Genomic DNA, 14,375 nt, shown 5'->3' on the forward strand with positions numbered 1-14,375 from the left:
TCTGATGCCGCGACGAACTGCGCCGGTCGGGGAGTTGGTCGGACGGGCCCGGGAGGGGGACTCCCGGGCCGTGGCTCGGTTGATCTCGTTGGTCGAGGACGAGTCTCCGCTGCTGCGTGAGGTGATGGCCGAGTTGGCGCCGTACGCCGGTCACGCGCACATCGTCGGGATCACGGGCTCGCCCGGCGTCGGCAAGTCGACGTCGACGTCGGCCCTGGTCTCGGCGTACCGGGAGACCGGGAAGCGGGTCGGCGTACTCGCGGTGGACCCGTCGTCGCCGTTCTCCGGCGGAGCGCTGCTCGGGGACCGGGTGCGGATGCAGGACCACGCGACCGACCGCGGCGTGTTCATCCGGTCGATGGCGTCCCGCGGGCATCTCGGCGGGCTGTCGTGGTCGACCCCGCAGGCGTTGCGGGTGCTGGACGCGGCGGGGTTCGACGTGGTGCTGGTGGAGACGGTCGGGGTCGGGCAGTCCGAGGTGGAGATCGCCGGGATGGCGGACACGACGCTGGTGCTGCTGGCTCCGGGCATGGGCGACGGCATCCAGGCGGCCAAGGCCGGGATCCTCGAGGTCGGCGACATCTACGTGGTGAACAAGGCGGACCGGGACGGCGTCCAGTCGGTCACCCGGGACCTGCGGTCGATGCTGGCGCTGGCCGAGCGCTCCGAGGGCGCCTGGTCGCCGCCGATCCTGAAGACGGTCGCGTCCCGCAACGAAGGGGTCGCCGAGGTCGTGCAGGCGATCGAGGACCGGCTGGAGTGGATGCGCGGGAACGGCGTACTCACCGAACGTCGCCGGAGCCGGGCGCGGGACGAGATCGAGGCGATCGCCACCACGGCGCTCCGGGCCCGGTTCGCGCACCTCCACGGCGACGCCCGGCTCGACGTCCTGGCCGCGAAGGTCGCGGACGGCGGCACCGACCCCTATTCGGCGGCCGACGAGCTCATCGCCGCTTTGTGACACTTGTCTCGCCGTGGAACAATCGACCACGTTGTGTCACATGGTGTCTTTGGCATTTCGTTCACCGGGAGTTGTGCCGATTTCGGGCAAATGCCGCAGGATTTCCGGTGGGTACGGCGATCCGTGTCTCAGGGCGGCGCGCCGATGGGTGCCATGCCCCCGGATCCGTTACAGAATGGACCTTGTAGCTGGTGAGCATTGTGCGGTGGGCTGTGTTCATGCAGTGACAATTGGTCACGGTCCGTGATACAAACTCAAACACAGTCGACCGAGTGGTTAGGAACAAGGAGTGGCGACATGCCGAAGAAGCTGTTGATCTGGTCGCTCATCGCCTTTGCCGGGTTTTACCTCTTCACCCAGCCGACCAACGCCGCCGGTGCGGTGGGTGGAGCGTTCTCGGCCGTCGGTGACGCGTTCGGGAGTGTCATCCAGTTCCTGACCGCGCTGTTCAGCTGATCTGCCTGTCAAGTGTCCCGTTGCGCGTCGTCGTGCGGGACACTTGAGCTACACGGGGTCACACAACAGCGTGACAGGGGAGTGAACGGATGGCCGGAATAGGCCTGTTCCGGATCTTCGACCCGAAGGTCCGGCGCCATCTGATCTCGGACGAGGGCGAAGTCGTCATCGACGAGGTCCGGCACCACTGGGTGGTGTTCACGGTGCCGATGCTCGAGGTCCTGCTCGCGGCGGCACTGCTGCTCACCATGGCCACCACCGCGATCGGTGGTCAGCCGGTGCTGCTGGCGATCGTTCTGGTGCTGCTCAGTCATGCGTTCTGGCAGTTCCTCACCCAGCATCGGGACCGCTTCGTGGTCACCAACATGCGGGTCATGCGGATCCGCGGCGTCTTCTCGCAGACCGTCGCGACCACCCCGATCGCCCGGGTCCTCGACATCACGCTGCAGAAGCCGATCATCGGGCGGATGCTCGGCTACGGCCACTTCGTCTTCGAGTCGGCCGCGCAGGACCAGGGCTTCCGCGAGATCAAGTGGGTCAGCCGGCCCGACGACCGCGACCTGACGATCCAGCGCGTCATCCAGCGCACCGGCCTGCGGGCCTCCGCGAGCGTCGACGTACTGCAGGGGGACGAGGACTCCGACGACGACGGCACCGGCCCGATCGGGATGGACTCGGCGCAGGAGGTCACGGCGAGCACTCCGGCCCCGGCGGCCGCGCAGACCTCCCGACCCACACCACCACAGTCCTCGTCCGCCTCGAAGTCCATCTTCAACAGCGAACGCGGCAACTGGACCGACAACGAGTAAACGGCTCGTATGGGGAAGAGACACCTTCCGGGTGCTGCGGACAGGAAATATCAGGTGCAAGCCCACCAGAACCTGTCTCACGGCCCTGCGCCTCACCCAGTTACGCCGCGGTCGGCGCTACTGGAGCCGGTTGTGGTTCAGGTGGTTCAGGTGGTTGGTGGGTAGTTGCGGGGGTGTTCGGCGAGGTTGCGGAAGTGGTTGCGGCGGCGTTCTCGGTGGGGGCGTTCGGGGTGGTTGGGCGCGGCTGTGTCCAGCGCTTGCTGCAGCTCGTCGGCGGCTTCGGCGTAGCGGGAGCGGCGGGCGAGGAGTTCGCCGCGTACGGCGTGCCGGCGTGAGCTGGACGGGATCTCGTCGAGCAGCTTGAGAGCCGTGTCGACCGCACCGGTTTCGGCGATCGCGACGACGCGGGCGAGTTCGGCGGCGGGGCTGGGGGCGACCTCGACCAGCAGGTCGTACAGCCGGACGATCTCGCGCCAGTCGGTCGCGGTGTAGCTCGGTACGCGCGCGTGCTCGGCCGCGATCGCGGCCTGCAACTGATACGCGTCGGCCTGCCGAGCGGACCGCTCCAGCGAGTCGTTGAGGAGCGCGACGCCGCGGCCGATGAGGTCCTGATCCCACAGCGAGCGGTCCTGCAGATCCAGCGTCACCACCTCGCCGGCGTCGTCGACGCGGGCCGGTCGACGCGCCTCGGTCAGAAGCAGGAGCGCCAGGATTGCCGTCGGTGTCGGCTGGTCGGGGAGAAGCGAGTGCAGAAGCTCAGCCAGCCGGATCGCTTCTGCGCACAGGTCGACGTCGTACGCCGCTTCGCCCTCGGTCGGTGCATGGCCCGCGGTGTAGAGGCTGTGGATGACGGCGCAGACCGCGGGCAGCCGCTCGGGTAACTCGGCCTCGGCCGGCACGCGGTACGGGATGCGTGCGGCGGCGATCTTCTGCCGCGCGCGGACGAGCCGCTTCGTGGTGGCGACCTCGGTGGTCAGCAGTACGCCGGCGATCTGTGCGGGGGAGAGGCCGCAGAGCGTGCGGAGTGCGAGAGCCACGCGGGTCGGAGGGGACAGCGACGGGTGGCAGCAGGTGAAGATCAGCCGCAGCAGGTCGTCCTGAACGACGGCGTCGCTCTCAACCTCGCGCTTGGTCAGCTCGATCAGGTCTGCGCCGTCGCGTTCCTTGCCGGTGCGAGCCTGCTCGCGGCGGATGATGTCGATCGCCTTTCGCCGGGCGGTCACGGTGAGCCAGGCGCGCGGCTCGGGCGGTACGCCGGTCACCGGCCACGCACCGAGCGCCGCCAGGGTCGCCTCCTGCACCGCGTCCTCGGCGAGCTGGACGTCGCCGACGGTCCGGATCAGGGTCGCGAGAATCCGCGCCCCCTCGATCCGAACCGTCTCCCCGACCACGTCGTACCGCTCATTCACCGGCGAACTCCAGGACGCTACTTGGCCACGATCACCGGGCGGACCTCGACCGCGCCGCCCCAGGCTGCCGGGATCTCGGCAGCGACCCGGACCGCCTCCTCGAGGTCCTCAGCCTCGATCAGGTAGTAGCCGGTCAGCGCTTCCTTGGTCTCCGCGTACGGGCCGTCGGTCGTGACGACCGGGCCGCCGCGGGCGCCCTCGACCCGGACGACGGTTGCTGTCGAGGTCGGATGCAGGACGGCGCTCGCCGTGACCTGGTCGGCGAACTCGACCCCGAACCTCCGGTACTCGGCCAGCTCGTCGGCCTGTTCGGGCGCCCACCAGTCGACATCGGCGGTGTAGGTCAGTGCAAGGTACTGCGCCATGAGAGTCCTCCTTCTCGTCTGTTGTGAAGGGAACGAACGACAACTCCCACAGAGGACATCATCACTGCGAAGCTTCGGAAATTCTCCCGCGGAACGCGCGCACCACGCCGGGATCGCCGACGATCTCGATCATGTCGTCCCCGGCCCGCCCCCACAACCACAGGTACACCTGCGCCGGATCCCCGGACACCTCCGCCGCCGCATCGCCCTCGGCCCCTTGCCGTACGTCGACACTCGTCGCGTCGGCGTCCACGGTCCAGGACCGGCCGCCCGCGGTCAGCCGAACGGCCGCGTCGATCGGATGGGCGGTGTCGCCCTCCTCCCACCACGGCCCGCCGAGTGTCGGGTAGAGGATCTCGTCGATCCCGTCGAGGGCCAGCTCGGGGTCGATCGGGGTGACGGCGTCGCGCGCCTGCTCGACATCGATCCGGTGGACGACGGTTTCGTGCGTCATCCGCCGGTACCAGAACGCGGACGTGCGGTCGCGCGGACTGAACGTCCAGGTCGGCGTCTCGGTCCCGGCAGCTTCCAGGGCGTCGACGATCGCCGCGCGCGCGTCGTCGTACCACTCCAGCGAAGCGAGGCCGGTGAAGTCGGGCGGCCACGGGTCGGGGAGTGCGCCGAGCTTCAGCACCTCGACCTTGTGGACGTACACCATCGCGACGTGCCGGACCACGTCGTCCACCGTCCATCCCGGGCAACTGGGCACGGCCGCGTCGAGCCCGGTCCGCGCGACCTCGCCGAGTCGCGCGCTCTCGGCCCGCAGATGCTCCAGAGATCTCATGTCCGCACCCTGCCAGAGCCTGCCGACAGTTTCAGACGCTCCGCGCCTTCAAGGCCGCCTCCCAGTCCTGGGTCTCGGAGTAGCTGATCTCGACCACGCGCTCGGCGAGCAACTTCACCGGCTCGCCGGCCTTGGCGTACCGGCCGGCCTGCTGCGAGTAGAGCCAGGCCTCGTTCCGCAGTTCCTGCGCGGTCCGCGTGTACGTCGGATACGAGTCCTTGAACCCGAACAACGTCCGGATTCCCTCGGCCAGCGCGATCACGCCACCGAGCGACGGCGCGAGCCAGACGGGCGCCTTGATGGCCACCGAGATCGCGATCACCAGGGCGGCGACGAGTTGCACGGTCCCGAGCGCCCGGTACCAGATACGGGCCCGCCGGGCCTGCGCGGCGTACCAGCGAAAACGAATGCTGATCAGCTGCTCCGCGGGCGCGTCCGTCCCGAGCGAGGGGAAGTCGGAATCTCTGAGCTTCGACATGGTCAGATCAGTGTGGGGTTAAGGTTCCGCTCATGGCCAGGAAGAGGGCGTTGCCGTTCGATCCGATCGACGAGGCGTCGCGGCAGTGGGGGCGGCGGTGGGGCGCCGTCGAGCAGATGCGGGCCGTGACGTCGCTGATGCGGGCGCAGCAGATCGTGATCAACGAGCTGGACGAGATCCTCCGCAAGCACGGGCTGACGTTCGCCCGGTTCGAGGCCTTGGTGCTGCTGACCTTCTCCCGGCGCGGGTCGCTGCCGCTGGGAAAGATGGGGGAGCGGCTGCAGGTGCACCCGACCTCGGTGACCTCGATCGTCCGCAGGCTCGAGGCGGCCGGGCTGGTGACCCGGACGCCGCACCCGGACGACGGCCGCGCGGTGCTCTGCGAGATCACTCCCGAGGGCCGTGAGCTGGTCGAACGCGCCACCGCCGACCTGGTCGCCGCCGACTTCGCCCTGTCCGGCCTCACCGACGACCAGCTGAAGATGCTCTGGTCCGTCCTGGAACCCCTCCGGCACAACGCCGGCGACTTCAACTGACCCACTCCTGACCGCGGGATCCTGTGTTACGCCCACGCTAAAAGTTCATTTCCTACTGAAACTTCCCAAGTTTCCCTATTGCCAGTTCGTGGGATGAACGTCCAGGATCGGAGACGAGTCGGCCACCCCTGCAGGCCGGCACACGTCCCTGGAGGACCTCATGAAGCGTGCTGCCGCTGTTCTCCTCGCCGCCACCGTGGCCCTGGCCGGCTGCTCCGGCGGCGGCGGTTCCGGGTCCTCCGACGGCGCGACCAAGTCGATCTCGTACGCCGTCTCCGACCCGGTGACCCTCAACCCCGGTCGCCAGACGATCGCGTTCGCCCAGGTCAAGGAGCTGTTCTCGAGCCTGACCTTCGTGAAGAGCGACGGATCGCTGACCTACCTGAACGCCGAGTCGGTGAAGTCGACCGACGCCGTGCACTGGACCGTCAAGCTGCGCCCGGGCTGGACCTTCCACAACGGTGAGAAGGTCACCGCCGAGAGCTACGTGAAGGCGTGGAGCACGGTCGCGTACGGCCCGAACGCCTGGGAGAACAGCGGCCAGCTGGTCAACATCGCCGGGTACGACGCCCTCAACCCGGCCAAGGGCAAGCCCACCACGACGCAGCTGTCCGGCCTCAAGGTCGTCGACGACCTGACCTTCACGGTCACGCTGAAGAGCCCGGACGGTCAGTTCCCGGTGCAGCTGTCGCAGGCGCAGAGCGGGTTCTTCCCGCTGCCGGAAGCGGCGTACAAGGACTTCGATGCCTTCGGCAAGCAGCCGATCGGCAACGGGCCGTTCCAGATGGTCGGCGGCTACACCGAGAACGAGCCGATGACGGTCAAGCGGTACGACGCCTACCAGGGCCCGAAGCCCACGGTCGACGAGATCGTGTTCAAGCCGTACACGGACATGACGACGGCCTACACCGACGTACAGGCCGGGAACACCGACATCCTGTTCGTCCCGGCGGCCCGGATGGCGCAGGTGAAGAAGGACTTCGGCGACCGCGCGTACGTCTTCCAGGGCCTGGGCATGAACTACCTCGGTCTGCCGTTGTGGGACAAGCGCTACCAGGACATCCGGGTGCGGCAGGCGATCTCGATGGCGATCGACCGGCAGGCCGTGAGCAACGTGATCTACGGCGGCATCTGGGAGCCCGCGACGGCGCTGACGCCGCCGGGAGAGCCCGGGACGCCGAAGGACCTGTGCGGCGAGCTGTGCACGTTCAACCCGGCCAAGGCCAAGCAGCTCCTGGCCGAGGCGGGCGGCTTCAGCGGCACGATGGAGATCCGCTACCCGGGCGGTTCGGGTCTGGACGACCTCTACAACGCCTACGCCAACCAGCTGCGGCAGAACCTCGGGATCAAGGACGTCACCGCGACGCCGACCACCGACTTCCCCGAGTTCCAGAAGCTGCGCAACGACAAGAAGCTGAGCGGCCCGTACTTCTCCCGCTGGGGCGCCCTCTACGCCAGTCAGCAGAACACCCTCCGCTCCTTCTACACGAAGGCCGGCGGCTGCGTGAACTGCATCCCCTACTACACCCCGCAGGTCGAGCAGCTGCTCGCGAAGGCGGACGCGCAGGTCGACCCGCAGAAGGCGATCGCGGGGTACGTCGACGTACAGAAGGCGATCCTGAAGGACTTCCCGGCGCCGCCGATGTTCTTCGAGAAGTACACGTACGCGACCTCGGACCGGATCGCCAAGCTGGCCGAAGGCGCGGGCAGCCTCGAACTCGAGAACACCACGCTGGCGGACAACTGATGGCGGCTGCCCCGGCCGGCCCGCTCCAGGCGATCCTGGAGCGGGCCCACCGCGTCCCCGATCTGACCCACTTTCCGGGCGTCGACGAGATCACCGCGCGCCTGGACACCCTGACCGACCGGCACCCCGACCTGGTGACCAGGAGAAGGATCGGTACGTCGAGACTCGGCGACCCGATCACGATGCACTCGATCGGCGACGGCCCCGACCAGGCCCTGGTGTACGCCGGCGTCCATCCGAACGAACCGATCGGGTTCTGGACCGCGATCCAGCTGGCCGAGGACCTGTGCGCCGATCCGGAGCTGCGGGCGACGTGCCGCTGGAACATCATCGGCTGCATCGACCCCGACGGCACCCGCCTGAACGAGGGCTGGTTCGACGGCCCGTTCACCCGGGTCCACTACAGCGCGCATTTCCACCGGCCTGCCCCGGCCGAGCAGGTCGAGTGGTCGTTCCCGTTCCAGTACAAGGATGCGTACTTCGACCAGGTGCTGCCCGAGACGCTCGCCCTGATGCGGGTGATCGACGAGCTGCAACCGATCATCGCCGTCTCGCTGCACAACACCGAGCTCGGCGGCGTCTACTACTACGTCACGCAGGAGCTCGACGGGTACGTCGACGAACTGCACCAGGTGGCGGCGTCCTTCGGGTTGCCGCTCGACCTCGGCGAGCCCGAGACGCCGGTGGCACGCCCGCTCGGTCCGGCGGTGTACGAGATGATCTCGGCCAAGGCCACGTACGACTACGCCGAACGGCTGGGACTGCCGACACCCAACGGATCGGGTGCTTCGTCGGCGGCGTACGCCGAGCGGCACGGCACCGTCACGCTGATCGCCGAGCTGCCGTACTGGACGCACCCGGCGGCGGACGACGAGTCGCCGACGGAGGCGTCGTACCGGCAGGTGCTCGCGGACGCGGCCGACGAACTCGAGCAGAACCTGCGGGCGATGGACGAGATCTTCCAGCAGGTACGGCCGTACCTCTCGGACGACTCGCAGCTGGTCCGGGGGATCGGCGCGTTCCTGCCGTACCTGTTCCGGCGTCCGGAGCGGGATCGGCGGCGAGCGGCCGGGATCGACCCGGGCCGGCGCGCGACCGTCGCGGAAGCGTTCGGCCTGCCCGACGTCAACCGGATGTTCCGGCTCCGGTACGGCGGGATGCTGGTTCGCGCCGTCGAGGGCGAGATCGCCCGTGGCGGCGCCGCGGCCGCGATCCACGCACCTGCGAAGCGCTTACGCGAGCTGTACCGCGGCTGGCAGGACGAGGCCGCGGAACTCGACACGCAGCTGCGGACGATCCCGATCAAGGATCTGGTCGGAGTGCAGTACGCCGCCGCGCTCGCACTGCTCGACGCGGTACGAAGGCGGGCGGACTGATGGCGCGGTTCACGATCCGGCGGCTGATCGAACTGGTGCTGGTGTTCTTCGGCGTCACGTTCGCCATCTACGCGGCCGTCTTCGCGCTACCCGGTGACCCGATCTCCAGTCTCGGCGGTGATCAGCCGCTGTCGCCGGCGGTGGTCGAGCGAATCCGGAATCTGTACCACCTCAACGATCCGCTCTGGTCGCAGTACCTGCGCTATCTCGGTCACCTGCTCACCGGCGACCTGGGCGTCGACTTCCGCGGCCGGTCGGTGGCCGAGCGGCTGGCGAGCCGCTGGCCGGTGACGATCCGGCTCGCGCTGACGGCCTGGGTGATCCAGGTGGTGATCGGTGTCGGCCTCGGTCTGGTCGCCGGCCTGCGGAAGAACACCTGGATCGACCGCGGGGTGCTGATCCTGACGATCCTGATCGCGTCGGTGCCGATCTTCGTGATGGCGGTGACGGCGCAGCTGGTGTTCGGTGTGAAGCTGTCGCTGCTGCCGATCGCGGGCGTATCGGACGGCTGGCCGACGTCGTACTTGCTGCCGGCAACGGTTCTCGCGATCTACGGGCTGGCCGCGGTCGCGCGGCTGACCCGGGGCAGCGTGGTCGACACGATGAGCTCCGACTTCGTCCGCGCCCTGTGGGCGAAGGGCCTCAGCAGGCGTCGGGTCATTGGCGTGCACGTACTGCGCAACTCGGCGATCCCGGTGCTGACGTATCTCGCGATCGACCTGGGCGCGTTGCTCGGTGGGGCGGTCGTGACCGAAGGCATCTTCAACCTGCCGGGTGTCGGGCAGTTGCTGTTCGAGTCGATCCGGGTGCACGAAGGGCCGACGGTGGTCGGCATCGCGACCGCGCTGATCATGATCTTCCTGCTGACCAGCCTCGTCGTCGACCTGCTCAACTCCCTCCTCGACCCGAGGATCCGCCATGACTGACGCAGTGCTCCTTCAGACCGTCGACGAGGACGTCATCGCGCGCCGCGGCGTCTGGGCGACCGTCCGCCGCCGCGTGCTCTTCTGGCTGCCGCTGGCGGTGCTAGCGGTTCTGCTCCTGATGGCGATCGTCCCGCAGCTGTTCAGCAGCGCCGACCCGCGCGCCTGCGACATCTCCGCCAGCGCGCGCCCGTCGTCACCCGGCCATCCGTTCGGCCAGGACCTCCAGGGCTGCGACGTCTACGCGAACGTCGTCCACGGCGCCCGCGCGTCGCTGTCCGTCGGCCTGGTGTGCACGTTGATCGCTCTGGTCATCGCCGTCGGCGTCGGAACGGTCGCCGGGTACGTCGGCGGCTGGGCGGACTCGATCCTGGCCCGGCTGACCGACGTGTTCCTCGGCTTCCCGTTCCTGCTCGGCGCGATCGTCGTACTGAACAGCCTCGGCAAGCGCTCGGTCCTGTCGGTGTCGCTCGTCCTCGCGGTGTTCTCCTGGCCGACCCTGGCCAGGATGGTGCGTACGACCGTCCGCGCGACGAGGGACGCGGAGTACGTCCAGGCCGCGAAGGCGATGGGGTTCCCGACCACCCGGATCCTGTCCCACTACGTGCTGCCGAACGCGGTCGGCCCGGTGCTCGCGGTCGCCACCCTGACCGTCGGCGGCGTGATCGTGGCCGAGTCGACGCTGACCTTCCTCGGCCTCGGCCTGCGGGCGCCGTCGATCTCGTGGGGCCTGCAACTCGCCACCGCGCAGTCGCGTTTCCAGCAGGCGCCGCACACACTGATCTACCCGGCGATCTTCCTCGCCGCGACGGTACTGAGCCTGATCACCCTCGGCGACGTGCTCCGCGACGCGGTGAACCCGAAGGGACGCTCCTGAATGACCACCTCTGACAGAACGGACGCCGCCTTGTCCTACGACATCCACATCGCCCGGGAAGCCGCACCGGCCATCGAGAGCTGGCTGGAGTACCAGCGCCGCTACCTGCGCACGCCGGGAGTCCAGGCGGCGATCCGGGTCGGCGACGAACTCGTCCTCTCGACCGCCCTCGGCCACAGCGACGAGGTCGCCGGTACGCCGCTGCGCACGGACCACCTGTTCCGGATCGCGTCGCACAGCAAGACCTTCACGGCGACCTCGATCCTGCAACTGGCCGAACAGGGCAAGGTCCGGCTGGACGACCCGATCGATGCGCATGTCCCCGAACTGACCGGGAGCGCGTTGGCGCCGGTCACCGTGCGGGAGTTGCTCGGTCACCAAGCGGGCGTGATCCGGGACGGGGTGGACAAGGACTACTGGCAGCTGATGGATCCGTTCCCGGACCGGGACGCACTCATCGAGCTGTGCCGATCCGCCGGCCAGGTGTTCGAGCGCAACGAGTACTTCAAGTACACGAACATCGGCTACTCGCTGCTCGGCCTGGTGATCGAGTCCGCGAGCGGATCGTCGTACGGCGATTACGTCGCGGCGAACATCGTGGACCGGCTGGGACTGACCAACACCGGCGCCGAGTGGGAGCGTGCGCGCGCCGGTGAGTACGCCGGCGGTCACACCGGGCTGCTCGACGGGAACGACGTACGCGAACTCATCCCGCACGTGGACACCCGCGCGATGGCGGCCGCGACCGGGTTCTACTCGACCGCCGAGGACCTGGCCGTCTACGGGGCCGCGCACTTCTTCGGCGCGGACCAGTTGATCGGCGACGCGAGCAAGCGGATGCTGCAGCGGGACGAGAGCCTGGTGAACGCCAACGGTCGCGAGATCGGGCGGTACGGGCTCGGCATGGACATCGTGACGATCGGCGGCCGTCGGCTGGTCGGGCACAGCGGCGGGTACCCGGGGCACATCACCCGGACCTTCATCGACCCCACCGAGCAGGTCGTCGTATCGGTGCTCACCAACTGCATCGGCGGGCCGGCGGGCGCGCTGGCCACCGGTGTGGTCAAGCTGCTGAACCTCGCCGCCGAGCCGCCGGCCGGTACCCAGGTGCCGAGCGACATCGACGCCCGGCGGTTCTGCGGCGACTTCGCGAACCTGATGGGCGTGATCAGCATCGCGCTGCTCGGCGGGCGCCTGGTCGCGTTCTTCCCGGCCGCACCGGATCCGGTGGACAGCTACGAAGAGCTCCAGGTCGTCGACGAGAACACGCTGGCCGTCGTACCTTCGGCCGGATTCGGGTCGATCGGCGAGAAGGTGGAATTCACCTGGTCCGACGACGAGGCCGGCCGGCCGTCGCTGGTCCGGTACGGCGGGAGCTCGCGCTGGCCGGTCGACGCGTTCCGGGCACGCCGTACGGCGCAGATCGCGGGAGCCGTCGTGGGAGCCGCCGTAGGAGGTCGGGATGAGTGACGAGACGATGCCTGACGACGCGTGGGAGGAGGACTCGCGCCGCGCGGACTTCGTCGAGCAGTTCGCCCTGCTAAGAGAGCTGGCAGGCTCGCCGCGGATGGAGGGGCGCGTGCTGGGCTACCTGATGGTGAGCAACAAGCCGTACGTCGCCTCGGCCGAACTGACCCGGGCGTTGTCGGCGAGCGCGGGCTCGATCTCGAGCGCGACCCGGCGGCTGATCGATCTCGGGTTCATCGTGCGGCACGCCGTACCGGGCGATCGCAACCACTACTTCAAGGTCGAGGACGACGTCTGGGGGAGCTTCCTGGCGGGGGAGCGGCGGTCCCTCGGCAAACAGCAGCGGCTGTTCGACGACATGCTCGCCGAACTCCCCGAGGGGATGCCCGGTGTGGCGAAGCGGCTGCGGAACGCGCGCAACTACTTCGAGTGGCTGGCGTCGTACCACAAGAAGATGCTCGCGGACTGGCAGGAACATCGCGACAAGCTCGAAGCCGGGGAGAAGGAATGACCGACGTCCTGCGGTTCGAGGAGCTGACGGTCGACTTCACCGTCGGCGGTACGACGCAGCGCGCGGTCGACGGGGTCAGCTTCGGGGTGCGTCCCGGCGAGGTGCTCGCGGTCGTGGGCGAGTCGGGTTCCGGGAAGAGCGTCACGGCGCTAGCAGCGCTAGGACTGCTGCCCTCGAACGCCCGCGCCGGCGGGCGGATCAGCTTCGGTGGTGCCGACGTACTGGCGATGTCGCGGGCCGAACTCACCGCGCTCCGCGGCCGGCGGATCGCGATGATCTTCCAGGATCCGTCCGGGGCGCTCGACCCGGTGTTCACGATCGGGGCGCAACTGGTCGAGATGATCCGCACCCACCAGCCGTCGCTGTCGCGGTCCGCAGCGCGGGAGCGGGCGATCGAGTTGCTGCGGATGGTCGAGATCCCCGGCAACCGGCTGAAGTACTACCCGCACCAGCTGTCCGGCGGGCAGTGCCAGCGGGTGATGATCGCGATCGCGCTGGCCTGCGACCCGGAGCTCCTGATCGCCGACGAGCCGACCACGGCCCTGGACGTGACCGTGCAGCAGGAAGTGCTCGACGTACTGCTCGCGATGCGGTCGAAGATCTCCGGCGCGATCATGATCATCACCCACGACATGGGCGTGGTCGCGGACGTGGCCGACCGGGTCGTCGTGATGCGCAAGGGGTCGGTGGTGGAGACGGCCGAGGTCCACGAGCTGTTCGACCACCCGACGCAGGAGTACACGCGGACGCTGCTGGACGCGGTGCCGCGGGGCGGTGCGCGGGAGTCGGACCCGGTGGCGGACCAGGAGGTACCGGCGCTGCGGATCGACGAGCTCGTGGTCGAGTACCGCGGTCGCCGCGGCCGGACGGTGCGTGCGGTCGAGGAGGTGAGTCTCGGGCTCAACCCCGGCGAGATCGTGGGCCTGGTCGGTGAGTCCGGATCCGGGAAGTCCACGATCGGCAAGGCGGTGCTCGGGCTCGCACCGATCACGTCGGGCGAGGTCCACGTCGCCGGACAGGCGCTGACCTCGGCGTCGGCGTCGGACCTCCGCAAGACCCGCGCCCGGATCGGCGTCGTGTTCCAGAACCCGGCCGGTTCGCTGAACCCGCGCGGCACCATCGGGCAGTCCGTCGGTGAGCCGCTCGCCGTCCATCGCGGTGTCCGGGGCGCCGAGCTCCGTCGCCGGGTCGAGGAGCTGCTCGACAGTGTCGAACTGCCAGGCGCCTGGGCCGGGCGGTACCCGCACGAACTGTCCGGCGGTCAGCGCCAGCGGGTGTCGATCGCGCGGGCGATCTCGCTCGATCCCGGGCTGCTGATCGCGGACGAGCCGACGTCCGCCCTCGACGTCTCGGTGCAGGCCACCGTGCTGGAGCTGCTCCGCTCACTTCAGGACCGGCTGCACTTCGCGTGCCTGTTCATCAGCCACGACCTCGCCGTGGTCGACCAGGTCTGCGACCGCGTCGCCGTGATGAGCCAGGGCCGCCTGGTCGAGCAGGGCGACCGCGAGTCGGTCCTCCGCGATCCCCAGGACCCGTACACGGTCCGCCTCCTGGAGGCCGCGCCCGTCCCGGACCCCCGCGAGCAGTCCCGTCGGCGCGGGCTCAGGTTGGCCGGCTAGGCGCCGTCTTGGAAATAGTTGGACGTCCTAGTATTTTGGGACCACCCCTAGGAGGTC

15 protein-coding genes are annotated in these 14,375 nt (G+C 69.0%); 11 read left to right on the top strand and 4 right to left on the bottom strand.

What is annotated here, in order from left to right:
* Positions 1-4 precede the first annotated feature (4 nt).
* From meaB to E0H50_RS21955, 3 genes are all read left to right on the top strand, one after another.
* Entirely contained in the window at positions 5-961 is a 957-nt protein-coding gene (gene meaB, locus E0H50_RS21950) for a methylmalonyl Co-A mutase-associated GTPase MeaB (RefSeq protein ID WP_131291491.1), read from the top strand.
* A 297-nt stretch (positions 962-1,258) separates the two neighbouring features.
* Positions 1,259-1,417, top strand: a complete 159-nt coding sequence (locus E0H50_RS43055) for a hypothetical protein (protein WP_165547247.1) — start codon at positions 1,259-1,261, stop codon at positions 1,415-1,417.
* Positions 1,418-1,506: 89 nt separating this feature from the next.
* Positions 1,507-2,226: a PH domain-containing protein gene (locus E0H50_RS21955; protein ID WP_131291493.1), complete on the top strand. Its 720-nt coding sequence runs from the start codon at positions 1,507-1,509 to the stop codon at positions 2,224-2,226.
* Between the two features lie 146 nt (positions 2,227-2,372).
* Here E0H50_RS21955 and E0H50_RS21960 read toward each other — a convergent pair whose 3' ends face one another.
* The 4 genes from E0H50_RS21960 to E0H50_RS21975 form a co-directional block, all read right to left on the bottom strand.
* Positions 2,373-3,635, bottom strand: a complete 1,263-nt coding sequence (locus E0H50_RS21960; RefSeq protein ID WP_131291495.1) for an RNA polymerase sigma factor — start codon at positions 3,633-3,635, stop codon at positions 2,373-2,375.
* A gap of 17 nt (positions 3,636-3,652) precedes the next feature.
* Positions 3,653-4,000: a YciI family protein gene (locus E0H50_RS21965; protein WP_131291497.1), complete on the bottom strand. Its 348-nt coding sequence runs from the start codon at positions 3,998-4,000 to the stop codon at positions 3,653-3,655.
* Positions 4,001-4,061: 61 nt separating this feature from the next.
* The gene (locus tag E0H50_RS21970) at positions 4,062-4,784 is read right to left on the bottom strand and encodes a maleylpyruvate isomerase family mycothiol-dependent enzyme (protein WP_131291500.1); all 723 of its coding nucleotides are present in this window, start codon (positions 4,782-4,784) and stop codon (positions 4,062-4,064) included.
* A gap of 31 nt (positions 4,785-4,815) precedes the next feature.
* Positions 4,816-5,262, bottom strand: coding sequence for a DUF4231 domain-containing protein (locus tag E0H50_RS21975; protein ID WP_131291502.1), 447 nt, complete (start codon positions 5,260-5,262; stop codon positions 4,816-4,818).
* A gap of 32 nt (positions 5,263-5,294) precedes the next feature.
* Between E0H50_RS21975 and E0H50_RS21980 the strand changes: the two genes are divergently transcribed.
* From E0H50_RS21980 to E0H50_RS22015, 8 genes are all read left to right on the top strand, one after another.
* Positions 5,295-5,798 carry a MarR family winged helix-turn-helix transcriptional regulator gene (locus E0H50_RS21980; protein ID WP_131291504.1) on the top strand — a complete coding sequence of 168 codons (504 nt, stop codon included), beginning with the start codon at positions 5,295-5,297 and terminating at the stop codon, positions 5,796-5,798.
* Positions 5,799-5,958: 160 nt separating this feature from the next.
* Positions 5,959-7,545 (top strand): peptide ABC transporter substrate-binding protein, encoded by a 1,587-nt coding sequence (locus E0H50_RS21985; RefSeq protein WP_131291506.1) that lies wholly within the window; start codon positions 5,959-5,961, stop codon positions 7,543-7,545.
* Positions 7,545-8,921, top strand: a complete 1,377-nt coding sequence (locus tag E0H50_RS21990) for a M14 family zinc carboxypeptidase (RefSeq protein WP_131291508.1) — start codon at positions 7,545-7,547, stop codon at positions 8,919-8,921. The genes E0H50_RS21985 and E0H50_RS21990 overlap by 1 nt, the downstream gene beginning before the upstream one ends.
* Positions 8,921-9,847, top strand: coding sequence for an ABC transporter permease (locus tag E0H50_RS21995; RefSeq protein ID WP_131291510.1), 927 nt, complete (start codon positions 8,921-8,923; stop codon positions 9,845-9,847). Before E0H50_RS21990 ends, E0H50_RS21995 begins: the two co-directional genes overlap by 1 nt.
* Positions 9,840-10,721, top strand: a complete 882-nt coding sequence (locus E0H50_RS22000; protein ID WP_131291512.1) for an ABC transporter permease — start codon at positions 9,840-9,842, stop codon at positions 10,719-10,721. The genes E0H50_RS21995 and E0H50_RS22000 overlap by 8 nt, the downstream gene beginning before the upstream one ends.
* Positions 10,722-12,191: a serine hydrolase domain-containing protein gene (locus E0H50_RS22005; RefSeq protein ID WP_131291514.1), complete on the top strand. Its 1,470-nt coding sequence runs from the start codon at positions 10,722-10,724 to the stop codon at positions 12,189-12,191.
* Complete coding sequence (locus E0H50_RS22010) at positions 12,184-12,699, top strand: GbsR/MarR family transcriptional regulator (RefSeq protein WP_131291516.1); 516 nt, start codon at positions 12,184-12,186, stop codon at positions 12,697-12,699. The genes E0H50_RS22005 and E0H50_RS22010 overlap by 8 nt, the downstream gene beginning before the upstream one ends.
* Positions 12,696-14,318 carry a dipeptide ABC transporter ATP-binding protein gene (locus E0H50_RS22015; protein ID WP_131291518.1) on the top strand — a complete coding sequence of 541 codons (1,623 nt, stop codon included), beginning with the start codon at positions 12,696-12,698 and terminating at the stop codon, positions 14,316-14,318. Before E0H50_RS22010 ends, E0H50_RS22015 begins: the two co-directional genes overlap by 4 nt.
* The last annotated feature ends 57 nt before the right edge of the window (positions 14,319-14,375 follow it).

This window comes from Kribbella sindirgiensis, from assembly GCF_004331435.1.
Classification (GTDB): domain Bacteria; phylum Actinomycetota; class Actinomycetes; order Propionibacteriales; family Kribbellaceae; genus Kribbella; species Kribbella sindirgiensis.

Excerpts from the sequence above, each read along its gene's own strand:
- E0H50_RS22015 (WP_131291518.1), top strand. The coding sequence starts at position 12,696 with ATGACCGACGTCCTGCGGTTCGAGGAGCTGACGGTCGACTTCACCGTC.
- E0H50_RS22005 (WP_131291514.1), top strand. The coding sequence starts at position 10,722 with ATGACCACCTCTGACAGAACGGACGCCGCCTTGTCCTACGACATCCAC.
- E0H50_RS21995 (WP_131291510.1), top strand. The coding sequence starts at position 8,921 with ATGGCGCGGTTCACGATCCGGCGGCTGATCGAACTGGTGCTGGTGTTC.
- meaB (WP_131291491.1), top strand. The coding sequence starts at position 5 with ATGCCGCGACGAACTGCGCCGGTCGGGGAGTTGGTCGGACGGGCCCGG.
- E0H50_RS21955 (WP_131291493.1), top strand. The coding sequence starts at position 1,507 with ATGGCCGGAATAGGCCTGTTCCGGATCTTCGACCCGAAGGTCCGGCGC.
- E0H50_RS21975 (WP_131291502.1), bottom strand. The coding sequence starts at position 5,262 with ATGTCGAAGCTCAGAGATTCCGACTTCCCCTCGCTCGGGACGGACGCG.
- E0H50_RS21990 (WP_131291508.1), top strand. The coding sequence starts at position 7,545 with ATGGCGGCTGCCCCGGCCGGCCCGCTCCAGGCGATCCTGGAGCGGGCC.
- E0H50_RS21980 (WP_131291504.1), top strand. The coding sequence starts at position 5,295 with ATGGCCAGGAAGAGGGCGTTGCCGTTCGATCCGATCGACGAGGCGTCG.
- E0H50_RS21965 (WP_131291497.1), bottom strand. The coding sequence starts at position 4,000 with ATGGCGCAGTACCTTGCACTGACCTACACCGCCGATGTCGACTGGTGG.
- E0H50_RS43055 (WP_165547247.1), top strand. The coding sequence starts at position 1,259 with ATGCCGAAGAAGCTGTTGATCTGGTCGCTCATCGCCTTTGCCGGGTTT.
- E0H50_RS22010 (WP_131291516.1), top strand. The coding sequence starts at position 12,184 with ATGAGTGACGAGACGATGCCTGACGACGCGTGGGAGGAGGACTCGCGC.
- E0H50_RS21985 (WP_131291506.1), top strand. The coding sequence starts at position 5,959 with ATGAAGCGTGCTGCCGCTGTTCTCCTCGCCGCCACCGTGGCCCTGGCC.
- E0H50_RS21970 (WP_131291500.1), bottom strand. The coding sequence starts at position 4,784 with ATGAGATCTCTGGAGCATCTGCGGGCCGAGAGCGCGCGACTCGGCGAG.
- E0H50_RS22000 (WP_131291512.1), top strand. The coding sequence starts at position 9,840 with ATGACTGACGCAGTGCTCCTTCAGACCGTCGACGAGGACGTCATCGCG.